The 21,208-nt window shown below is 39.7% G+C and carries 27 protein-coding genes; all 27 read right to left on the reverse strand.

The window, feature by feature from the left end:
• Positions 1-269: 269 nt before the first annotated feature.
• The 27 genes from G603_RS21270 to G603_RS19115 all read right to left on the reverse strand — a co-directional run bounded on the left by G603_RS21270 (position 270) and on the right by G603_RS19115 (position 21,206).
• The gene (locus G603_RS21270; protein WP_026525053.1) at positions 270-1,964 is read right to left on the reverse strand and encodes a leucine-rich repeat protein; all 1,695 of its coding nucleotides are present in this window, start codon (positions 1,962-1,964) and stop codon (positions 270-272) included.
• Positions 1,965-2,248: 284 nt separating this feature from the next.
• Positions 2,249-3,031 carry an ABC transporter ATP-binding protein gene (locus G603_RS0103505; protein ID WP_026525054.1) on the reverse strand — a complete coding sequence of 261 codons (783 nt, stop codon included), beginning with the start codon at positions 3,029-3,031 and terminating at the stop codon, positions 2,249-2,251.
• An 11-nt stretch (positions 3,032-3,042) separates the two neighbouring features.
• Positions 3,043-4,047, reverse strand: a complete 1,005-nt coding sequence (locus G603_RS0103510) for a FecCD family ABC transporter permease (protein ID WP_026525055.1) — start codon at positions 4,045-4,047, stop codon at positions 3,043-3,045.
• Complete coding sequence (locus G603_RS0103515; RefSeq protein WP_026669334.1) at positions 4,044-5,033, reverse strand: FecCD family ABC transporter permease; 990 nt, start codon at positions 5,031-5,033, stop codon at positions 4,044-4,046. The genes G603_RS0103510 and G603_RS0103515 overlap by 4 nt, the downstream gene beginning before the upstream one ends.
• Complete coding sequence (locus G603_RS0103520; RefSeq protein ID WP_026669335.1) at positions 5,030-6,022, reverse strand: ABC transporter substrate-binding protein; 993 nt, start codon at positions 6,020-6,022, stop codon at positions 5,030-5,032. Before G603_RS0103520 ends, G603_RS0103515 begins: the two co-directional genes overlap by 4 nt.
• Before the next feature lie 297 nt (positions 6,023-6,319).
• On the reverse strand, positions 6,320-7,273 hold the full coding sequence (locus G603_RS0103525) for a DMT family transporter (protein WP_026669336.1): 954 nt from the start codon (positions 7,271-7,273) through the stop codon (positions 6,320-6,322).
• Between the two features lie 23 nt (positions 7,274-7,296).
• Entirely contained in the window at positions 7,297-8,055 is a 759-nt protein-coding gene (locus G603_RS0103530) for a YwaF family protein (RefSeq protein WP_026525059.1), read from the reverse strand.
• A gap of 276 nt (positions 8,056-8,331) precedes the next feature.
• Positions 8,332-8,724 carry a hypothetical protein gene (locus G603_RS19090; protein ID WP_051207414.1) on the reverse strand — a complete coding sequence of 131 codons (393 nt, stop codon included), beginning with the start codon at positions 8,722-8,724 and terminating at the stop codon, positions 8,332-8,334.
• A gap of 50 nt (positions 8,725-8,774) precedes the next feature.
• Positions 8,775-9,575 (reverse strand): sugar phosphate isomerase/epimerase family protein, encoded by an 801-nt coding sequence (locus tag G603_RS0103540; protein WP_026669337.1) that lies wholly within the window; start codon positions 9,573-9,575, stop codon positions 8,775-8,777.
• The gene (locus tag G603_RS0103545) at positions 9,572-10,279 is read right to left on the reverse strand and encodes a ThuA domain-containing protein (RefSeq protein ID WP_026669338.1); all 708 of its coding nucleotides are present in this window, start codon (positions 10,277-10,279) and stop codon (positions 9,572-9,574) included. The genes G603_RS0103540 and G603_RS0103545 overlap by 4 nt, the downstream gene beginning before the upstream one ends.
• Before the next feature lie 78 nt (positions 10,280-10,357).
• Entirely contained in the window at positions 10,358-10,699 is a 342-nt protein-coding gene (locus G603_RS0103550) for a hypothetical protein (protein WP_026495222.1), read from the reverse strand.
• Positions 10,700-10,795: 96 nt separating this feature from the next.
• Positions 10,796-11,062 carry a hypothetical protein gene (locus G603_RS0103555; protein ID WP_026669339.1) on the reverse strand — a complete coding sequence of 89 codons (267 nt, stop codon included), beginning with the start codon at positions 11,060-11,062 and terminating at the stop codon, positions 10,796-10,798.
• A gap of 55 nt (positions 11,063-11,117) precedes the next feature.
• The gene (locus G603_RS0103560) at positions 11,118-11,453 is read right to left on the reverse strand and encodes a type II toxin-antitoxin system RelE/ParE family toxin (RefSeq protein WP_026669340.1); all 336 of its coding nucleotides are present in this window, start codon (positions 11,451-11,453) and stop codon (positions 11,118-11,120) included.
• Positions 11,450-11,764: a type II toxin-antitoxin system RelB/DinJ family antitoxin gene (locus tag G603_RS0103565; protein WP_026669341.1), complete on the reverse strand. Its 315-nt coding sequence runs from the start codon at positions 11,762-11,764 to the stop codon at positions 11,450-11,452. Before G603_RS0103565 ends, G603_RS0103560 begins: the two co-directional genes overlap by 4 nt.
• Positions 11,765-12,199: 435 nt before the next feature.
• A complete protein-coding gene (locus tag G603_RS0103570) occupies positions 12,200-12,871 on the reverse strand; it encodes a zinc-ribbon domain-containing protein (RefSeq protein ID WP_026669342.1) in 672 nt (223 codons plus the stop codon).
• Positions 12,872-12,925: 54 nt separating this feature from the next.
• Positions 12,926-13,759, reverse strand: coding sequence for a DUF5780 domain-containing protein (locus G603_RS21275; RefSeq protein WP_026669343.1), 834 nt, complete (start codon positions 13,757-13,759; stop codon positions 12,926-12,928).
• Positions 13,760-14,593 carry a DUF5780 domain-containing protein gene (locus tag G603_RS0103580; RefSeq protein ID WP_026669344.1) on the reverse strand — a complete coding sequence of 278 codons (834 nt, stop codon included), beginning with the start codon at positions 14,591-14,593 and terminating at the stop codon, positions 13,760-13,762.
• Between the two features lie 162 nt (positions 14,594-14,755).
• The gene (locus G603_RS22240) at positions 14,756-14,902 is read right to left on the reverse strand and encodes a hypothetical protein (protein WP_155832608.1); all 147 of its coding nucleotides are present in this window, start codon (positions 14,900-14,902) and stop codon (positions 14,756-14,758) included.
• Positions 14,903-15,116: 214 nt separating this feature from the next.
• On the reverse strand, positions 15,117-15,638 hold the full coding sequence (locus G603_RS0103590) for a hypothetical protein (protein ID WP_026669345.1): 522 nt from the start codon (positions 15,636-15,638) through the stop codon (positions 15,117-15,119).
• 211 nt (positions 15,639-15,849) lie between these two features.
• Positions 15,850-16,143, reverse strand: coding sequence for a nucleotidyltransferase family protein (locus G603_RS0103600; protein WP_026669346.1), 294 nt, complete (start codon positions 16,141-16,143; stop codon positions 15,850-15,852).
• Between the two features lie 150 nt (positions 16,144-16,293).
• A complete protein-coding gene (locus G603_RS19100) occupies positions 16,294-16,479 on the reverse strand; it encodes an HIRAN domain-containing protein (protein WP_051207416.1) in 186 nt (61 codons plus the stop codon).
• The gene (locus G603_RS22565; protein WP_196808038.1) at positions 16,454-16,597 is read right to left on the reverse strand and encodes a hypothetical protein; all 144 of its coding nucleotides are present in this window, start codon (positions 16,595-16,597) and stop codon (positions 16,454-16,456) included. The genes G603_RS19100 and G603_RS22565 overlap by 26 nt, the downstream gene beginning before the upstream one ends.
• A 511-nt stretch (positions 16,598-17,108) precedes the next feature.
• Positions 17,109-17,573 (reverse strand): GNAT family N-acetyltransferase, encoded by a 465-nt coding sequence (locus G603_RS0103610; RefSeq protein ID WP_026669347.1) that lies wholly within the window; start codon positions 17,571-17,573, stop codon positions 17,109-17,111.
• A 33-nt stretch (positions 17,574-17,606) separates the two neighbouring features.
• On the reverse strand, positions 17,607-18,248 hold the full coding sequence (locus G603_RS0103615; RefSeq protein ID WP_026669348.1) for a DUF3267 domain-containing protein: 642 nt from the start codon (positions 18,246-18,248) through the stop codon (positions 17,607-17,609).
• A 279-nt stretch (positions 18,249-18,527) separates the two neighbouring features.
• Positions 18,528-19,319: an ATP-binding cassette domain-containing protein gene (locus G603_RS19105; RefSeq protein ID WP_051207418.1), complete on the reverse strand. Its 792-nt coding sequence runs from the start codon at positions 19,317-19,319 to the stop codon at positions 18,528-18,530.
• The gene (locus G603_RS19110; protein WP_196808039.1) at positions 19,320-20,342 is read right to left on the reverse strand and encodes an ABC transporter ATP-binding protein; all 1,023 of its coding nucleotides are present in this window, start codon (positions 20,340-20,342) and stop codon (positions 19,320-19,322) included. It lies immediately after the preceding gene.
• A gap of 42 nt (positions 20,343-20,384) precedes the next feature.
• Entirely contained in the window at positions 20,385-21,206 is an 822-nt protein-coding gene (locus G603_RS19115) for an ABC transporter permease (protein WP_051207420.1), read from the reverse strand.
• Positions 21,207-21,208 lie beyond the last annotated feature (2 nt).

Raw genomic sequence — 21,208 nt, forward strand, 5'->3', positions numbered from 1 at the left:
CCATGCTTAAATAGACTTAAGGGAGTTAGCGGATTTTCCATCACAAAGGTAAAAGCTCTTACGAACAAAAAGGTAGACGTCACATTCAAAAATGCAAGTGACGTTACAGATTATGAGATCAGATATTCAACTGACAAGAACTTCAGGAAAAACGTAAAGAGCTACTCCGCCTGGTCTAAATCCAAGAATGTCAAAGTAAAATAAATAAAATGAAAATGGAGAAAACCTGATATTTGTTAAGGCTTTCTCCATTTTTTTTGCTAAAAATCTCACTTTTTATAACTGATCTTTGCTTTTTTATTTGCTCGCTTTAAAGCCTTCTCTAGCTGCTTTGCAATCTTTGTGCCCTTTTTAGCCTTCTTAACTGTCATCTTGGAAAGCTTATTTGCGCCTTTGAAAGCATCTTTATGAACCTTAGTAAGATTCCTTGCATCGACAGTAAGCTGAGCGACCTTCTTGCCGGTAACTGCCTTCTTGGCTATCTCTGTTACGGGATATTCTTTACCTTCAACCTTAACTGTTGCGGGTATTGTAAGCTTCTTCTTGTTTTCTGCAGAAATAATTCGAACAGAAGAACCGTCAGCACTGGCCTGAACAGTTATACCACCTGAAATCTTCGCCTTTGCATTCGGTTTAAGACCTGTTTCTTCCGCCTGCTGTGTGTTTACGTTTTCGGAAGCTGCCTGATCACCGTTTCCGGCATTTTCAGACTGAGAGCCATTGCCATTATTACCGGACTGAGAGCCACTCTCCGAACTACCTGACTGAGAACCTCCTTCAGTTTTCTCCGGAAGATCTCCTTCCACTCTGATAGCAGTACCCTTGCCAAGCTCTTTTATTTTACACGACTGATCATTTATGTCACACCAGGAATAACCTTTTGGCGTTGGAAGCCCAATCACAGCATCAGAATTATTGACTATCTTCTCAATATTAGTGGTTCCATTAAATAATACACTTTTTACATTTGCACCTATGATAAGAGTGCTTACCACGCTTTCGTAGCTCCAATCGATCTTATAAAATCTAAACTCGCTGCTTCCATTTACAGTCATGCTACCATCAGCATTAATCACATAGGAGCATCCGTTAGATTCTCCTATAAATGGCGCTGTTTGTTTAAGATACCATTTTGTATTTCCAAAATAATTTTTTTTATCATTATCAGTAAGACTCTTAAAAAGCATATCAGACATCTCAATATCACTTAGTGAGTAGCAATCTCTAAAACAATTACCACCAAGACTCTTAACACTGGCAGGGATAACTATCCCCTGAAGGCTATGACAGCCGCAAAATGCATTATCACAGATTTTATCAAGTTCCAATGGCATTTCTACATCTGTAAGATTAGTACAGCCATAGAATGTACTGCTATTAATTTGGGAAAGCTTCCTTGGGAGCCTCACTTTTTTAAGACTGGTACAACCCTTAAAAGCATCACTCGGTACCTCACCTAGTGAATATGGTAATATTGCACTCTTAAGACTTGTACATTCAGAAAACGCACTATACCAAAGCATAACCAGGGAATCCGGAAAATTAATTTTCTCAAGACTTGTGCACTCTGAAAATGCAAATCTTCCAATCCATGTAACTGACTCCGGCACCTTTACTTCCTTAAGGCTGCTGCACCTTTGAAAGGCATTATACCCTATTCCGGTGAGAGTGCTAGGTAATTCCATCTCTTCTAATGCAGTATAATCAGAAAAACCATCTATCTCAGTAAGGCCTTCCCCAACCACAATTTTCTTAATCTGGTTTTTATAAACATTGTATTGCCTCTTATTTCCTACCTTGCCTGTTCCATTTATCACAAGTGTCCCATCATCATATAGACTCCAGGTAATATTGTCCTCTGTCAATCCGCAAACAAACTCTGCTGCCTGCACATCCTTTTTTCCAAAGGTCAGTGCAAGCACCATCAAAAATAATGAAAGCCAAACAAATTTCTTCTTATTCATTGTGTAACCCCTTCCTAAAACCTCTTCTATTTCACACCGATGCATCTATTCTCTGTTTAAATCTGAACTGATGCACCAAATACAATTATAACTCAATTTACAACTCATTACTTAAAAATTTAATCGAAGTTAATTTTTCACTTTACATAATCTAACGTATTCTACAGCGATATATTTCACAATTTCATCACATTACTTTAGTCTGCTTTTTATCGATTTCTATAATCATTCCGGCATCATTTTTTCCAATATTATATATTTAAAAAATCTCTACCATAAAATCTTTACTTAAAATCAATACAAATAGGATAACCATTTTCACTTTGAACAAGGCAGGCATCGATGCCATAGATCGCATGAAGACATTCTGTAGTAATAACGTCAGCGGGTCTTCCCTGACAGATTACACTGCCCTTTTTAAGGCCTATTATGTTGTCAGCAAACTTACAGGCCAGATTCAGCTCATGCAAGACCATGACAATGGTAGTGCCCTTCTCCTCATTAAGCTTTTTAAGGAGTGTGAGGATTTCAAGCTGATATGCCATGTCCAGATATGTGGTTGGCTCATCAAGTAAGATTATATCTGTATCCTGCGCTAAGGTCATGGCGATCCATGCTCTCTGGCGCTGACCTCCCGACAGGGTGCTGACTCCTCTGTTCTTGTAGTCAGTAAGTTCAGTTTTTTCGATGGCATCTTCAATAATGGAATTGTCTTCCTTGGACATTCCGCACATTGCAGACTGATAAGGATATCTTCCAAAGCCCACCAGCTCTTTTACAGTGATTGAGTCGGGACATTTGGGAGTCTGAGGAAGGATTGCCATTGTCTTTGCCAGATCCTTGTCCTTGTATTTTTTGATACCTTTATTGTTGATGTAGATTTCTCCATCAATCGGCTTTATCATTCTGCCCATGGATTTAAGAAGAGTGGATTTTCCGCATCCGTTTGCGCCGATGATGATAGATATCTTCCCCTTGGGGATATCAAGATTCATATCGTTAATAATGAGATTGTTGTCATAACCAACATCCAGATTTTTTACGGATATTGCAATATTGTCTGTCATATATTACACCACTAACTTTCTTTATTTTTCCAAACCAGATACAGGAAATATGGAACACCGATTACTGATACCGTAATTCCGGCAGGCAGTTCTATTGGCGAGAACAAATTTCTTGAAATGGCATCCGAAAAAATGAGAATTACCACTGCTATCATGGCTGATGCAGGAATAAATGCTTTGTGCCTGTTTCCTAAAAGCTTCTTTGCTATATGCGGAGCAACCAGCCCTAAGAAACCAATGTTTCCTGCAAACGCTGTAGCTGTTCCTGCCATTACTACTGATAAAATCAGAAGCCCTACTCTGGCCTTATCTACATTTAATCCAAGACCTGTACCAACTTCATCATTAAACTGCATCACATCCAGCTTTTTATTATTGTAGATTGCAATGATGAAAGTAATTACTATAATCGGAACAATAACCTTTACATAGGACCAGCCTGAGCCCCACAAAGAACCTGTGGTCCAGGTAAGGATTTTGTTGTATTCATTGTTTCCAAATCTAAATGTTCTAAAGCTGATAAAGGCGTTGATTCCGGCATTTACACCGATACCTGTAAGAAGCATCCTGGTGTTGGAAAAGCCTCCAAAGCATGACAACACATAGATAAAAACTGCTGAAATCACCGCACCTGTTATAGCAAACAGCGGAAGCATGTAAATGGAAAATTCTCCAAGCTCTGTGTAATAAGCTACTGTCTGATGCTCTACAAAAAGCACTGCTGCAAGTGCGGCGCCGGAATTGATTCCCATTACACCCGGGTCCGCCAGATCATTTTTAGTGATGGTCTGAAGGATTGCTCCCGATGTCGCAAGGCCCACAGCCACAAATATCGCCATGATGGTACGGGGCAATCTTATTGTCATTATGGCAATTCTCGCCATGTTTTCACCTTTGCCTAAAAGCACAGCAAAGATTTCCGATACATTTATCCGATAACTGCCCCAGTACATGGATAGCAGAAACGCTATAAGACACAGCAGAGCCAGAATAATAAATGTCAGTTTCTTTTTCATCCTTTGCTCCTTCCTGCCATGTATAAGAAAAATGGCACGCCCAGCAAGGATGTAAATATTCCTACAGGTATTTCGTAGGGGTCGTAAAGAGTGCGAGCCAGGATATCGGAAAATACCACAAGCACTGAGCCAAGCAAAAAGCTGTAAGGGATGATCTTGCGATAATCTTCACCGATTGTAAGTCTTACTATCTGAGGAACAATAAGACCTACAAATCCAATAGTGCGCCCCACTGCAACTGTCATGGCGCAAAGAGGGATCATCAACAGTAATGTGGAAAATCTGACCTTTTTAGGATTAGCTCCAAGTCCTGTAGCAACATCATCTCCAAGGCTAACTATATTTATTTTGGGTGAAAAAAATATAGCGATCACAAGGGCTATGATGCCTACCACCATTGCAAGTACAGCTTCACTCCAGCCTGCATTTCTGAATCCGCCGCCTACCCAAAAACCAATCATCTGAGACTGATTTGATAAAAGGCCAATGATATTTGTAATGGAAATCAAAAATGTACTAAGGGCAGTTCCGGCTAAAAGTAGTCTGGATACTGACATATTTGATGGATTATAAAGTGCAAAAATAATTACCACAAGACCTGTGACAAGTGCTCCTGCCAGAGATGCTCCAAGAGTTCCAAAGAGGGTGGCAGACTTTCCTAAGGCATAAAAAACAGCCACCACCAATGTAGCCCCCTGACTGATTCCAAGGAGGGATGGTTCTGCGATTGGATTTCTGGTAACACCCTGCATCAGGGCCCCGGAGAGTCCAAGGCTGCCTCCAACCATCACTGCTGCAATTGCTCTTGGCAAACGCACATCTCTTATTAACATATCTTCAAGGGAGCCTGAATATCTGAATAACGCATTTACAATATCATCTATTCCTATATCCATGCTTCCTTTTAAAACAGCAATTAGCACCCCGACTACAAGAGCCGGGATGCCTGCGGATAGAATTACTATTTCTCTAGTAATTTTTTTCATTCTAAATTCCCTAACATATCAGAAATTTCATCAAGCAACAATTCTCTTCCAATACAGCTATATCCCTGATTGAAGTATGGTGATGAAGGAAGGTCTACGACTTTACCGTTTACAACCGGATCAAGGCTGTTATAGATAGCATTTGAATCCATGTCTGCCTTATCATCGTCTGTTGCGATAGCAAAGATTACATCTGCTTCGATTGATGCTAATCCTTCGTAGGTAACTACCGGAAGGCTGATGTCATCCTGCTCCGGAAGACCTGCCGGTCTTGCAAGTCCCAGATCCTCATAAAGAACTGAACCGAAGCCTGCACCTGTAAATACGAAGAACTGACCACCACTTGCAAGGAATGAAAGATATGATGTGTCATCGCCAAACTTTTCCTTGATCTGATTTCCTACTTCTGTAGCCTTTGCTTCATAGTTTGACAGCCATGCATCTGCAGCATCTGTCTTACCAAAGATTTCTGCAATTGTGTAAATATCGTCCTTCCAGTTAAGAGCCTCAAGCTGAATCATTACTGTAGGTGCGATCGCTGAAAGCTGATCATAAAGCTTTTCCTGAACTGTTGAAATAATGATCAGGTCAGGGTTAAGATTCATAACATTTTCGATATCCATTGTATCCTGCATGCTATATCCTAAAATCTCAGCACCGGAAAGCTCCTCTTCAAGGTATGCCGGGAACTTTGTATAGTCGTAAGCATCACTGTTTGCTGTACCAACAACCTTATATCCAAGGATTGAAAGAATATCACTGTTTCCGCTTAAATCTACAATACGCTGCGGATTTGCAGGGATTTCCACCTCACCTCTTACATCTGTAACTGTAACAGTCTCAGCAGATGCTTCAGTTTCAGCTGCTGTTTCACTTTCAGCTACTGTTTCCTCAGCAGAGGCTGCTGTCTTATTGGGCTGTCCACATGCAGTAAGTGTAAGTGCCATAGCAGCTGTAAGCACAAGGCTAATTAACTTATTGATTTTCATATCTAATCTCCTGTAATGTCTATATTATGTCTATTAAATTGAATAAGTTGCAACTTATTTTGTTAGCAATATCTAACAAACATTTTCATATTATATATGCCAGCTTCGTTTTGTGCAACTATTTTTTATACAATTTTCAATTGTGTGATCAGATGGTTACATAGGTTCCCGCATGCAAAATCCTCGCGCGTGAGCGGTAATATAAACATCCAAAATATTCACGTAAAACTCAGCCGGGATCAGGGCAACCCCTGTATCATCCCCGGCAACAACAAGGTGATCCCCTGCTTTCACTTTTTATCTTTTAGACTTACCCGCTTTCTCTGTATTAACTATGATGATTCCAGCAACTACTAATAACAAAGAGATAAGCCCCGTTATGGAAAATGCTTCCCTGTTTTCTCCAAGGAAAATCGCAGATAAAAGAACGCCCATCACCGGGTTCATGAATCCAAGAATGGATATCCTGCTGACAGGGTTATGCTTTAACAAAATTCCCCACAGCGTGTAGGCTCCTGCGGAAATAAAGCCCATGTAAATAAGATTCAGCACACAGGAAATGCTTCCAAAAATAAGATGCCCGCCCATGGTAAAACCGATTATGAAAAGAACAGCTCCGCCAAGCATAAACTGATATCCGCTAAGGGCAACAGGGTTCTCTTTTCTTGAATAAATCTTGATACAGCAGGATGAAAGAGCATAGAAAATCGCAGCAAGGAGCATTGCACCTTCACCGGATAAAGAAACAGACTCCGCACCGTTAAAGGCACTAAGCCCTCCAAGTATCAGGAATATCCCCGCAAAGCCGGTGATGCATCCTGCAAATTTCCTAAGCGTGAATTTTTCAAAATGGAAAAGATACGCAGCAAGGAGTATAGCGAAAAAGTTCCCTGCAGCGTTGATGATAGAGCCCCGGACACCTGTGATATGTGCCAGCGCCATGAAAAAGAAAAAGTACTGTCCCACTGTCTGAAAAAGTGACAGTACAGCTATGCTTCCAAAGGAGTCCTGCCTTGGCAAAAGAAATCTCTTTGCAAGAAGCGACCCAAAGCCTATAGTCATTACCCCTGCAAGAAAAAATCTGGCCCCTGCCAGCATGATCCTGGATGCAGTATCATCAGGACCTATTCCAAAAAGCTGATATGCGATCTTGATGGCAGGCGTCGCACTCCCCCACAGAACGCAGCAAAAAAGCGCCGTCAAAAAGGTTATGGGGAACCACGCCCACATGGATTTTTTCTCTTTTTTCATACCTTAAAAACCTCCCGATGGATTCAGCATTTCTTTTTTGAAAGTGCTTTCGCGCATATAGAATCCATCAAATATACAAGCGTGATCACTGCGATAACAAGCCCCGCATATCCAATCAGATACCCCGGATTCCCCATAAATGATTCAAGAAAAGATAAGGGACTGTTTGCCACGGGATAATTCACAAAGAAAAAGTTGCATCCCGAAAGCTTATCAAAAACATATATGAACGGCGTTACGCAGCATAGAAACAGCAGTGGCCAGTGCATTCTTTTTATAGAAGGAATCACATATCCGTTAAGCCTTAGCGCCAGAGGATAGACGATCAGCATCCCATGCCACGCATAACTGTACAGATTCATAAAATTAAAAGCAGGATAATAAATCGTCCAGTCAGGAAAAATCAGCGCAGCCACAGAGCTTGGAAAAATCAAAATATACGATAGCTCCCCAAAGAAATCCTTTGCCCTCTGCCCCGGAAGATACTCCCTGAGAAGAAATATGAAAATCCCGATGCTGCAGATATGAAGCGGTAAATACCACAAACTAAACCTGCGAACAGAAACAAGAAATACATCCTTAAACAGTTCCATCCCCAGCATCAGGACAGGAATCCCCTTAAGTACTCTTCGCTGTCTGTCAGACTTCATGCGGCATATACAAAAGATAAGTACTCCCGCAACAAGCAGAGTGACAGCTGCGCTTATTATATGTACCTTTCCAAATAGCGGATATCCCAGTCCCGAAGGAATGTCATCCTGCTGCTTCCAAAAATATTCCAAGAAGAATATGACCTCCTAAAATGTCTTACTTACAAGTTTTCACAATTTCGTCACATTACTTTAAAGTTCAATTAAGGTTGGGGAATTATCATGAATACATCGAGAGGTTCACAGAACCTCTTGGCAACCCCCATCTACGATCCGCTAGCGGACGTAGAGAAACCTCATCCCCCCAAGGATGAACACCCCTCAAACACTTTTCTTCATAACACTGGCCGGTAGTACCCTAAAAAGGACTACCGGTCTTCCTCATTAATCAGACTTTGTTATCTAAATTCAGAAAAATAACTCCATATCATCATCTTCTTTTTCATCAACGGATTTTTTCTTTATAAAGTGAACAATTATCGCGCCAATACCAATGAAAACTGCAAGGCCTATAGCATAGACTATAGCTATGAAGGCTCCCACAATAGGTGTCTCAAAGTCACTACTGATTGTGTAATAGTAACAGGTCGTGTTTATGATGACTCCTATTTCCGATGATGCAAAAAGGATCAGTCCTGACAACAGGTAGTCTTTCATGCTCTCAGAAAGAAGAATATCCAAGATCAAAAATCCCAATATAATCATAGGCCTGACTGGACTTATACCAATCCCAAGCACACAGTCCCACAGGTAGAATAATCCAAGTGGTATGAGGTTAATTAACATGTAGATTTTCTTCATTTGTCAGAACCTTCTCCCAAATATCTCACTTCCTTGCCGCTTATCTCTCCTCATAGAGATTTGAGGAACATTGCAGATTTCCCCATAAAGCCCATCTGATCCTTTGCATCAAAATGTTCTATGGCAAAGTATCCGTCATAGCCGGACTCTACCAGCCTTGTAACCACTTCTTTTATTGGAATTCTTCCATCTCCAACGGGTATGGCTTCAGCTGATCTGTCCTTGCAGTGAACGTGCTTTATCCTTGGGAAAAACTTGTCGAATGCGAAAAGTACATCTTCATCATGCATGATAAAGTTACCGCAGTCGAAGGTAAATCCAATGCCGGGGCACCTATCGAGGAACCATGCAGCTCCGTTTATTCCTGACATCGGGGATGAGAAGTCATCGAAATCTTCAAAAAGAACAGTAATTCCCATATCCTTGCCCATGGCCACAGCCCTGTTCATACCTTCAGCCATACGCTTTACTTCATCATGAGAATCAAAGAAGGAATAAAGCTTCGCCTCATCCTTCATATACTCTTTTAATCTATCAACATCTTCACCTTCCAAAAAGCCTGGAACGATCATAATATTTGGCGCTGAAAGCTCCTTTGCCATATCAAGATGAGCCTTTATTTTCTCTGTCTCATCTGCTTTTCCCATATCATAAAATTCAAAAATACAGCTGACTGAAAGCCCTGCATTTTTAATCCTGACGGCTGCTTCTTCATCCTCCTGCAGGTGGCTTAGCCTGACTTCAAGCGCGTCAATACCGCATTCCTTCACATATTTAAGAATGCTGTCTATATCTTTCCCCGTCTGCTCCTGGGCCTCAACTATATGATCATAGAATACCGAAAGTTTCATCCTTTTATCTCCTCATTTTGCGGCAGTGACCTTACTATTCCATCCGGATTGCAATATCGAACTGCATTGACGATTATCCTTTGTATCTCAGGAATATAGTATGTGGGGCAAGTCTCATGCCCCGGCTGAAAATAAAATATCTTTCCTTTTCCTCTGGTAAAAGTGCATCCGCTCCTAAATACATATCCATTTGAAAACCATCCTGTGAACACAACATCATCAGGCTTCGGGATATCAAAGGACTCACCATACATCTCTTCTTCAGGGATATCTATACATTCCGGGAGCCCCTTTGCTATAGGATGCGTAGGCGCCGTGCACCAAAGCTTTTCAGACTCATCATGTTTCCATTTCAGCGTCATGGTAGTGCCCATAAGGAGCCGCAGCATTTTTGAATAATGCGCAGAATGGAGAGCTATAAGACCCATTCCGGATAAAACATGACGTTTAATCCTATCCGCAACCTCGTCTGAAAACTCATCCTGCAGAGCGTGACTCCAGTAGATTAGTACATCAGTATTATCAAGCACTTCCTCTGTCAGTCCGTGTTCCTCATCTATAAATGTCGCTGTTCTTACTTCAAAATCATCTTCCTTCGATAAGAAAGCTTTGATGCAGCCGTGTATTCCATCGGGATATACCTTCTTAACTACATCCAGCTCCTGTTCATGCTTATACTCATTCCATATCGTGACGCGTATCATCTATCTCTCCCTTAGCTCAATGCCTGATAACTTCCAATATCCGAAATGACATCTTTCGCAAGCCTACTTTCACTTTCCTTACTCTTTAACAGGCTCAAGGTATTCAATCTTTTTCCCATGTTCTCTTGCGTACTCAATCTCAGATCTGGTGCTGTCTCCAATGTAGCCGCCTACATTGATTACAAAAATACCATCTGCCATATCTATCTTGCGCTTATGCATGTCATCCAGCATCTCCTTGGTCTTGGTAAGAGTGCCTTCGTCCATGTTTTCCCAGACTTCCTGATCGCCTGAATGACCAAAGAGACCTACACTGATGACAATATTGCCCTCAAGAGTAAGTCTCTTCTGCGCTTCCATAAATTCGTCCTTAAAACGTGTGCTGCCGCATAATGTAATAACCGGATATTTGCCTGTCATTTTGTATGTCTCCTGATGATAAAAAATATTCGTAATTACATCATATCACTACATAGCCTGCACAGTTAGGATTATTTATAAAATCATATTCAATTATCAAAAATCCTCAAAGTCGTCCGGATCAAGACCTGCATCTTCCAGGGCATCCCAGCGCTCCTCAGGATCCATTAACTCCAGCTCATCTCTATCAAGCCTTGCCATATCAAGCTCGTCCTCAAGTTCATCTTCTTCATCTATATCAGTGTCCAGGTCATCAGAGAAAAGAGTGTCGTTAATAAATGCCCATTCTCCGCCATCAATATGTCCGTCACGGTTAAGGTCAAAGGGTGTGTTTCCAAAAATGTTGTCAAATGGTCCGTTCATGGGATTCTCCTTTTTGTCAAAAACTCTGCATATAGACAAGTTTATAAACCATTTATCAATAATCGATTATCATTTGTTTAAGAAAGTCTTCTTGATTGCAAGAACTATGGACTATTCCGGTGACCTGGACCGCTGCGTTTTCAATATCAATCCAGAAATATACCAGGTAGTTTCCTACATTTACTTTTCTTACTTCCTCTGTCCTCCATGGTTCTTCATCAACAAAAAAATATTTCTCCGGATTCACAGACAAGCTATTAATTTTCTCATCCACTAAATCAATAAAACTCTCTGCAGCATCAGGATTATTCAACACTATCGCTATATATCTCGCGATATTTCTTAATTGTTCCTCCGCCTGTGTAGTTAACCTTACTTCAAATACGTTCACCTAGTCCACTCCCTGATATCTTTTCTAATATCTGAAATGACATCTTTCGCGGGTCGGCTCTCATTATTCTTAGCCTGTGACAAACCATTTTCCATCATTTGGTCGAATTCTCTTGCAGTCATCTCTTCTCTACTTACAGGAGTAGTAGAAAGATCAAAAGAGAATGGAATTCCTCTTGTTCTGATTATCTTTTTATAAAGTGCATTAATAACTACAGAACTTGATATACCTAACTGACTGAGTATTTCCTCTGCTTCTTCTTTGACAGCCGGCTCTACTCGTGCCAATACGGTTGCTGTTTTATTTGCCATAACTATCACCTCTCTTTCTTAATTATATTCTATTGTATATCTAATAGTTATACAATAGTAAAGATGTCATTCTCAGCACATTGATGAAAAAGCACATTTTATATCACTTTTATTCACCATTAAGTAGCCAACACAAAAATGGTATACCTTACAAAGTCCAATAAAAACACCAGCTCAAAAAAGCGCATTTGCCTAAAACATAATAAATCTCTCCGTAAAACTGATTAAAAGTGGAAATCAGTACATTCAGACCGAATGAACTGCAGCTTTGATTGTTGCACTTTTGCTGCGTGGGATAATATAACAGAATCAGAAACTTTTGTAAACAGGATTTTGAAAAAAAGATTAATTACTTTTTTCATAATATAACTGAAAAAAAGGCTCAGCATATGCCAAGCCTTTTACGAAAATTAACTATCAGTACTAAAACTGTAATTACAATCTATCTAATTCTCTCATTTTATCTTCATAGATACTTTTAATCTTAGGAAACATTGGATCATTAGGGAAAGACAGCTCCGCCTTATTATATGCTTGCTGCATTTTACTAACCCAGGCATTAGCCAATGTTATCTCTGTATAATATGTGGAACCGGGTTTTCCCCACATAGTATTCTTAAGGCTCTTTTTACCAAATTCCACATTTATGCTGGCTGCAGCCATGAGAATAAACTCAGATATTTCTTCAACTGTATTTGGAATAGGAAATGCCTTAATATGTGATAGTTTTCTCTCAAACGTCTTGCTACCATAACCTCTTTCCATTACCTTGTCTAGCCCAAAAGCTTTCATATAATTTCCCATCAAGCCCTTTGCGCCAGAATCTTCATTAGCTTCAGCTTCAATTCTTGCTAATTCTTCTGCAAATTGCTTAACAGAATTTGCAACTCCCTTATTTGTTATCTGTGCACCACAGTATGGGCAAGTTGCATCCATCCGTCCAATTGAAGATCCACAATTAGGACACTTTACCATCGTTTCTTGTCTTGGCATTTCAGATGACTGATTGCTATTATCACCTTTTACGTTTCCAAGTGGAGTCCCACAACTAAAACAAAATTTAGCCCCTTCCGGTAATTGCTGTCCACAGTTCATACAAAAAGGCATTTTTTCTCCTCCTAACCTATTCTCCAGTAGTTATTAAACATTTCTCAAATACCCTTAATACTCTTTTCCTTCGTTTGCTTCCACAAAATCAATATAATATGGGTTCTCCCATTTCTCGCCATCAGTAGTTTGATATGATACTACTATCGCTCTAATTTTCTGAATGCTTGGGCTTGTTGAAACTTCATAACCACTATCATCACCGTATGACTGACCCTTTAACAGATTAACATTTGAGTATGTTACTTCCGTAATATAATCACCAGTCCCTATTCCATAAGGTTTCTGTATCTTAACAGGCAGGTTATTTTTATCCCAAGCAGCAAAAGCAACCACCGCTTCTGCTATTTTTTTATCCGAATTATTATAAATTATGGCCTGCATCATATCACCAGATGCTATGTACAAATCATCTTTTCTTAAAATACTTGTTTGGGAGACATATAAATCCTGTGTTTTTACCTTCTCATCAAGCTCAGAATTTGATAACATTGACTCTCCACTTTTTTGCCTAGCCAATTTTTGTTCAAATATTTTCTTTTTGGACTGATAAGTAGCTGCGTCAAAAACAGTCACATCAGAAAAGGTATATCCCCCATCCCCAGGAGTTGCATATGCTTCAAAACCATTTGAAACCTGCATTCCAAATCCATTCTTTCCCATTACCTCGCCAATAATATGATATTTGCCATCTTCTTCAACAATTATTGCATCCTCATAACTTCCAAATTCTGCTGAATCCGGGAATTTTAATAATTCAGCTACCTGAGGTTGAACATTAGTCCAAATCTGTTCCTTTACCTTAGCCTGATTTCCAGAACCTCCTGCACCACCACATGCTGTCAAAAGCATTGAACATAGAATAATTGTTGCAACTAGTCTTTTCATTTAATTACCTCCGCTAAATTTATTGTCTGTGTATTCCTTTACCAGCTTCGTAAAGGCATCATTGACTTTCCATTCAGTTCCATCAGTATAATGAACACTCACCACGTATGCCTCATATTGAGTAGCATTATCATAACCATATGTATTCCAATAAGAATTGCTCCCGTCAAACGTTCCATTTGGCTGTATTCTCTTTTGAGAAATACAATGCAAAATATTATCATCTCTAACGTACTTGTTTACAGGCTTTCCATAATTGTCATAACAATAAAAATCAATCTCAAAGGCATCGACAGTTTTATCGGATTCATTTTTACAGTTAACTGACAACTGATTGTCATTGATTGAATTCTTTGTCACAATAATTTTTGTGATCTTCAGAGGGCATTCAGCAAGGCATTTTTCAAAATCTTGCTCTGTTTGATTTCTCTCGCTTTCTAGTTGTTCTTCTCTATCTTTATCCTTTATTGAATATAACTCTTCTTTGAACTTTAACACTTCTTCAGAACAATCACCCTCGTAGTTTGAACTGATATTATTTAGAATATTTAAAGGCTGATCATATGGTTTTTCAACATTATTACTTATATTATTTTGGTAAAGAACCTGTGCTTTTGAGAAACTAAGTAAAGCATAGGAAGATTTATATGTTGCATCATTATCTACTACCTTTTGAAGGGCTTCAACAGCTTCATCATAGTTCCCTGTTTCGATTGCTTTCAGTCCTTTTTTATACAAAGAAGCGTTGGCGTTTAGGCCACATGAACAGGTTAGAGCCATAGTCAAAATCAAGCAAACAATAAGCGCAATACTATTCTTTTTTAGATATGCCATTTCCATTCCTCACGATTATTTTTGCATAACTTAATATTAATAATATCAACGAAGAATTAAACATCTATTAACGTCATATAAATAGTTTATTACTTTTCATCCGACAAAAAAAGACCATTCACATGACTATACTTTTTCATGTAAATGGTCTTCTCAATTAACTTACATATTCTTTTCGCCCTGCATACTTTCGTTATATAAATTGGACATTCTATTTGATTCAATAGTGTCCAGAATTCTAGCAGGTGAACGATATTCTTTACCACCATTTTTCTTTATTATTTCTAAAACCTGTGAACAATTACACATTTTGCCTCCATTCATGCAACTCTGAAAGTATCAGTTGTAATTTACTATTTAATTCTCTGTATGATAAAGTTATTCCTATTTCACATTATATCATTCATTATTAAATCAAGAAATTTCGGACAAAAAATACACTATTGACACATTATTGATAATTAATAATGGCTATTTAGTTCATCTTTTGCTACAATTGATAAAGGTTAATATACGCTCTGTACTAATCCCAGCATAAAAATTGATGCTCTTTAATTATTCCGCCGCATTCGGGACAAATGATTTTTTCCTGTCTTAGTTCTTTTATAAATTCATCAATAATTTCAGCCTTGCTTCCGCATTTTGAACAATGATGATCGTATTTCTCATAAAAGACATATCTTTTGATTTCTATGATCGACCTAACCATATCTTCCGGCAGGCTCGTGAATTTAGAATCTCCTCGATTAATCCCATCCATTAATGTTTGTCTTTTTTGTTCAATTTCCGGATCAGGTATCATAAGGTTCAAATCATACACCGGTTCGAGATTCCCGCACTTAGTGCACCGAGAAACTACACTCTCGCAGGAGATTGATCCATCCGGATGTTCCTCAAAGAATTTTCTTCCCTGCTCGCCATAGTGGCCTTTCTTCATGTTTTCTATTTCATCTTTTACTAACTGGGGATAGAACATTCCTGATCCAAGTGATGCATTTAATGTATATCCGCATTTTTCACATTTACAAATATATCCTCTGCCCATATTTATCCCTCCATCTGATACTCACATGATACATCCCGATGTGTACCATAAGTGGGCTGTATCCACGAACATGCGTGCACAAAAAATAACCGCCCATTGTCCTGCCAGACTGAGCGGTTATTTCATAATCGACTTATAAAACAGGGCTAACCGTCTATCGGTAGCACCTTTTGTTATATAACCAAGTATTTTGGTCAGTATATCTCTATCCTCACTCTTCATATAAGAGAACACCCTCCTCCTGAATTTTCGACAAAAAATTCTTATCTTCTATGCTTGTCGTTACAACGTCTACATGACATCCAAGACTTTTCTCAAGCTCTTCGACAAACATAAAGTACCTAATCAAACTTTGGACCTGTCCCTTATCAATAATGATATCAACATCACTCTCATCATTGGCTTCACCACGGGCATAAGATCCAAATATCGTCATACTCTTTATTCCGTAACTTATTGCTATAGGAATAGTTTTTTCTTTGATTTCATCTAACGTATAACACATAGTTTTAACCTCATCTTAGTTATAGCTATTTATTAGATAAGTATCTTTCCACTTTGCTGAACTATTTCAGCTTTATTGTCAGTTGCGTAAGTTTAAATGTATTTATTTAAATTTTATTCTACATTGAGTACAGTTTCAATTAAAACAGCTCTAATAGTCCGTCAAATATATAGCAATACTGATCTGCGTCCATGAGTCCATTTTGTCGATATCTGTCACTTTTGCTTTTAGCAGTTTTCCTGCATCCATGAGTCTGGCGAAAACAACGTTGTCTTTCATGGGAACATAGCCCAGTTTTTTCTTTTCATGGTTAAGGACAAGGATAGCGTTCTCCAAACACTCTTACGTATTCACGGTCATAGCTGAGGGCATCTTTTCTTAGTTTGTCTCTTTTGTTAATGAGCGCCTCGTATAGTGAGTAGGATGATTTTTTTACTTCTTCGATAGTGTTCATGGTACATTCCTCCATCTGATACTCACATGATACATCCCGATGTGTACCATAAGCGGCCGTATCCACGAACATGTGTGCATAAAAAATAACCGCCCTTAGCCTGTGATACTAAGAACGGTTATCTCTTGCTTATGCTCACCATCAGTGACCTTATAGCAGTGATTGCGCTATGTGCGACTTTCTTTATTCTTGGTTACATGTTTGGAAAGCATGACGCTAGGACACAAAAATAACCGCTCAGCCTGCAACTTTTTGCGGTTATTAAGTAACTACCAAAATCATTTCGGGCTAGCCGTCTATCGGTAGCGCCTTTTGATATTTATATACTATCATTTCAACTCGTTATCGTAAACCCAAATTCTAAGTTGTTTTATCATTGCCTTATTTTTCTGTTTTATAAATCGCCACAGCTCATTTATCTACCATATATCTGGCGAAATATAAGCATATTTTGCTTCATAAATCGCCAAAGCCTACAAGTCAAACTAATTACCTTCCATGCAATAAGAATCTATAGTGCCTTTTTCACCATCACAACTTCTTCATTCCGGTATTCAATTTCAAAGCCATTCTTCAGAAAGAGCTTATATGAAGGATTATCAGCAGCGATATCGTCATGTAATATTGAAATACCATTTTCTTTTGCTGCCTGGCACAGTAGCTTTATGCCCTCGGAACCGTACCCTTGATTTCTGTATTTTGCCAGGATGATCACATCACAAATGTATATATCTCTTGGCTCATCATAGTGGTACGCAATCTCGCCGACATATTCTTTTTCTTCATTTTGCAGATAACGATAAAATCTATCTTTTCCGGAATTTCTTACCCATGCATCATACCAGGAATTCCACTTCTCTTTGGGAAATGGAATGGTTCCACCCCACTTGGCGTTATAGGACATGGTTTCTTCATCAGCCATAAGGCTTTCTCTAAAAGACATTTCTTCTAATTCAGGTTTTATGAGTTCTAGCATTTTGTCTCATCTCCAATACCCATATTAAAGACATTAGCCACGCTCAAATACAACGCTTCCTCCCTCTGTGGGATGATCCATGTAAACTACATCTTTTGCAGATGATGCGTATGAAGCGATGTTTTTAATTACCATCAAATCTCCACAGGCAGAGGCTGATCCGATTATTCCAAAAAGCATTACCCAAAAATTACCTCCGGCAATGCCAACTACTATGGGAATTATGCCAAGAATTATAAGGGGCATCACTGCACCGAAAATGTAATTTCCTTTTGTCAGTGGTGTCGAGCATGTGCAGTAAGGATTCATAGTGCTGGCAGCATATCCGAATTCGATATCCTTGAACTTCTTTTTGGAAGCAATGCCCCAGCTAAGGCCGTGAAGAGCCTCATGGACCAGTATAGATATTAAGTATGCTCCCATAGTGATGAACATTTCGGATATGTGAAGCTTCGGAATCGGATTTAGTACAAAATACAGAACAAATGAAATCACCGTAAGCGGAATGAGCAAAAGTACCATGTTTTTATTTGCCTCATTCAAATCTATGGTCAGATCTTTGCGCGTATAGTTCTGCTGCGTCATTTCATCAGAAAGAATCTCGAATTTTTCAAGTCTCTTCTTTTCAGCGTCAGTGAGAACTCTTTCCTTTTTCTCTGCGTTATCTTTTCCCATACCAAAATCCTCCAAGTAATAAATATAGTCCTTGGATACTATACCATATTTAATACTCCCTCGTCCTGTCCAAAAAGGCCTTCACAGGATCATATCCTGCAAAGGCCTTTGATTTATATCTATTCTATTTGGCAGTTTTTCTTATGAATCAAAAATCAATATCAGTCCTTGAAGAACTTCATCTCTTCATTGAGCTGATCTGCTGATCGCTGTTACCCTGTTTAACATCCTCTGCTGCCTGAACTGCTGCCTCACCTGCTCTCGCAGCCTCGATTTTAATCAAATTTTAATATTTGATATCTGTGGTACTGATTCTAGCAGGTATCTGGTATACTCGTTCTGTGGATTTCTATATATCTGATTAGAGGTTGCCATCTCACAGATATGACCATTTTTCATGACACAGACTCTGTCGGCAATAAAGCTGACTACTGCCAGGTCATGGCTTATGAAAAGACAGGTAAGTCCCATCTGTTTTTTTAACGATTTAAGAAGATTCAGTATCTGGGCCTGAACGCATACATCCAGAGCCGACACGGATTCATCACAGATAAGGAGTTTTGGATTAAGAGCTATTGCTCTTGCGATGCCTATACGCTGACGCTGTCCTCCGGAGAACTGGTGAGGGTAACGGTCCAGGCAGTCCTCTTTTAAATCCACAAGGTCAAGGAGTTCCACAATCCGCTCATCCATTTTGCTTCTTGAATCATAGGCATTCCATGCTACAAGAGGCTCTGCGATGATATCCCTGATTTTCATGCGAGGATCAAGTGATGATGCTGGATCCTGGAAAACCATCTGCATCTGCCTTCTATAGGGTCTCATTTTTTTCTCAGTAAGACCTGATATCTCATTTCCTTCAAAATATATGCTGCCTTCATCTGCGTTTATCATTCGCATAAGCATTCTTGCAAGGGTGCTTTTTCCGCAGCCAGATTCGCCAACAAGAGCCAGCGTTTCGCCCTTATAGATTTCGAGACTCACATCATTTACGGCGTTTACTTTGTTTTTCATGCCGACGCGGAAGCTCTTTTTCAAATGGGAAGCAGCTAAAATAACCTGATTATCCATTTAGGCCTCCTTTCCTGCTGATGCGAATGCGTAGTCACTTGCAGCAGAGTTATTTGCAGATGTAGCCGTATACCCGACATTTACCGCATGGCAGCGAATGTAATGATTTTCTGCTACCTTTACAAGTGGTGCCTTATCAAAAAAGCACTTCTTTATATCGTCAGAGCACCTCAGGCAAAACTCACAACCTTTGAATTTTTCCTTATTCACAGGAATGTTGCCGGGAATTGTCACTAAGAATTCCGGATTATCTCCCATTCTGGGAATAGATGACAAAAGTCCCCTTGTATAGGGATGCATTGGATTTCTGAAAAGCTCCTTTGTGGGAGCCTGCTCCATTATGGAACCAAGATACATAACATAGACATAGTCGCAGACCGCAGAAACTACGCCCATGTTATGGGTTATAAGCAGCGCACTCATAGTGTAGGTTTCGCACATATTTTGGATCAGCTTAAGTATCTGCGCCTGTGTGGTGACATCAAGGGCAGTTGTGGGCTCATCCGCGATAAGAAGCCTTGGCGAGCCAATCATTGCCATAGCTATCATAACTCTTTGACGCATGCCGCCTGAAAGCTCGTGGGGATAGGCTTTGTAACGAAGGTCAGGCTCCGGTATGCCAACTGCGTCAAGCATTTCAATAACGCGAGTCTTTGCCTTTTCCTTGCTTTTTTCAAGCTTATGTATCATAAGCACTTCCCTTATCTGGTCGCCAACGCTCATCATCGGATTAAGTGATGTCATTGGCTCTTGGAAGATCATTGCTATGTCGGTTCCGCAGAGCTTTCTAATCTCTTTTTCCTTCATAGGAGCAAGGTCAATCGACTCCCCTGAAGTCCAATGCCACAACATAGTCCCGCCTGTTAATTTGGCAAAAGAAGGCAGAATGTGATTAATGGACTTAGCGGTCATGCTTTTTCCGCAGCCTGACTCACCCACAAGGCCTACTATTCCCCTTCGTGGAATCTCGATATCAATGCCCTTTACTACAGGCATCAACTCTTTTCCCTGTTTAATTGACACTGTGAGATTACTGATCTCCAATAATTTATCTTCATTCATTGCTCAATATTTTGTCTTGGGATCAAGGATATCCCTAAGCGCATCTCCCAAATAGTTGAAAACCAAAACGAGAATCATTATCATTATCGATGGTGCAAGAGCAAGCCAGGGCATCTGGAAAAGCAGAGCCTTGGACTGATTTACCATAAGTCCCAGAGAAACTTCCGGGGGCTGAATGCCTATGCCAAGAAAACTCAATGCACTTTCTGAAAGGATTGAAGATGGCACATTAAGCGTAAAAAGAACAATCAGCGTAGGCATAAGATTCGGAAGAACATGTTTAATTATTATGGAAATTTTTCTTACGCCCATGGTCCTTGCTGCCTGTACGTATTCGTTTTCTATGATAGACATGGTAACTGAGCGGACAATTCTGGCTATACTGCCCCATTCCATGATTATGATTGAGATAAGTACCGATGTAAAAGAGCCGCCAAAGGTGTACATGATTGCCATTGCAAGAAGCATTCCGGGAAAAGCCAGTGTCACGTCTGCAAGCCACATAATGACAAGATCCGCTGCTTTTCCATAGTAAGCAGAAACTATTCCCATGACCATGCCTGCAAACACCGCAAGAGCAGTAGGAATGATGGCGATAAGAAGCGAAATTCTTGATCCGTATAGCATCCTTGCAAACACATCCCTGCCTAGCTCATCAGTCCCAAAAAGATGCCCGTTACCAGGCGCCTTTAGCCTGCTCAAAAGGTCCTGTCTCTCTGCCTCGTAAGGAGTCAAAAATGGCGCAAAAACTGCCATAAGAGCGATAATAAGGATGATTCCCACCGATATGACTGCTACTTTGTTGTGAAAAAAAGATTTTGCCATAT

This window comes from Butyrivibrio sp. AE3006 (assembly GCF_000424165.1).
In the GTDB taxonomy this organism is placed as follows: domain Bacteria; phylum Bacillota; class Clostridia; order Lachnospirales; family Lachnospiraceae; genus Butyrivibrio.

Coding starts and splice junctions, on each gene's coding strand:
- G603_RS0103545 (WP_026669338.1), bottom strand. CDS start 10,279: ATGATACGCGTCACGATATGGAATGAGTATAAGCATGAACAGGAGCTG.
- G603_RS21275 (WP_026669343.1), bottom strand. CDS start 13,759: ATGAAAAGACTAGTTGCAACAATTATTCTATGTTCAATGCTTTTGACA.
- G603_RS0103515 (WP_026669334.1), bottom strand. CDS start 5,033: ATGAAAAAAATTACTAGAGAAATAGTAATTCTATCCGCAGGCATCCCG.
- G603_RS0103540 (WP_026669337.1), bottom strand. CDS start 9,575: ATGAAACTTTCGGTATTCTATGATCATATAGTTGAGGCCCAGGAGCAG.
- G603_RS19105 (WP_051207418.1), bottom strand. CDS start 19,319: ATGGATAATCAGGTTATTTTAGCTGCTTCCCATTTGAAAAAGAGCTTC.
- G603_RS19090 (WP_051207414.1), bottom strand. CDS start 8,724: ATGAAGAAAATCTACATGTTAATTAACCTCATACCACTTGGATTATTC.
- G603_RS21270 (WP_026525053.1), bottom strand. CDS start 1,964: ATGAATAAGAAGAAATTTGTTTGGCTTTCATTATTTTTGATGGTGCTT.
- G603_RS0103615 (WP_026669348.1), bottom strand. CDS start 18,248: ATGGGAAAAGATAACGCAGAGAAAAAGGAAAGAGTTCTCACTGACGCT.
- G603_RS0103590 (WP_026669345.1), bottom strand. CDS start 15,638: ATGGGCAGAGGATATATTTGTAAATGTGAAAAATGCGGATATACATTA.
- G603_RS0103565 (WP_026669341.1), bottom strand. CDS start 11,764: ATGGCAAATAAAACAGCAACCGTATTGGCACGAGTAGAGCCGGCTGTC.
- G603_RS0103570 (WP_026669342.1), bottom strand. CDS start 12,871: ATGCCTTTTTGTATGAACTGTGGACAGCAATTACCGGAAGGGGCTAAA.
- G603_RS22240 (WP_155832608.1), bottom strand. CDS start 14,902: ATGTGTAATTGTTCACAGGTTTTAGAAATAATAAAGAAAAATGGTGGT.
- G603_RS0103505 (WP_026525054.1), bottom strand. CDS start 3,031: ATGACAGACAATATTGCAATATCCGTAAAAAATCTGGATGTTGGTTAT.
- G603_RS0103580 (WP_026669344.1), bottom strand. CDS start 14,593: ATGGCATATCTAAAAAAGAATAGTATTGCGCTTATTGTTTGCTTGATT.
- G603_RS0103525 (WP_026669336.1), bottom strand. CDS start 7,273: ATGAAAAAAGAGAAAAAATCCATGTGGGCGTGGTTCCCCATAACCTTT.
- G603_RS0103555 (WP_026669339.1), bottom strand. CDS start 11,062: ATGAACGGACCATTTGACAACATTTTTGGAAACACACCCTTTGACCTT.
- G603_RS0103510 (WP_026525055.1), bottom strand. CDS start 4,047: ATGAAAAAGAAACTGACATTTATTATTCTGGCTCTGCTGTGTCTTATA.
- G603_RS0103550 (WP_026495222.1), bottom strand. CDS start 10,699: ATGACAGGCAAATATCCGGTTATTACATTATGCGGCAGCACACGTTTT.
- G603_RS0103520 (WP_026669335.1), bottom strand. CDS start 6,022: ATGAAAATCAATAAGTTAATTAGCCTTGTGCTTACAGCTGCTATGGCA.
- G603_RS19115 (WP_051207420.1), bottom strand. CDS start 21,206: ATGGCAAAATCTTTTTTTCACAACAAAGTAGCAGTCATATCGGTGGGA.
- G603_RS0103600 (WP_026669346.1), bottom strand. CDS start 16,143: ATGTGTTATACGTTAGATGAAATCAAAGAAAAAACTATTCCTATAGCA.
- G603_RS0103610 (WP_026669347.1), bottom strand. CDS start 17,573: ATGCTAGAACTCATAAAACCTGAATTAGAAGAAATGTCTTTTAGAGAA.
- G603_RS22565 (WP_196808038.1), bottom strand. CDS start 16,597: ATGAACACTATCGAAGAAGTAAAAAAATCATCCTACTCACTATACGAG.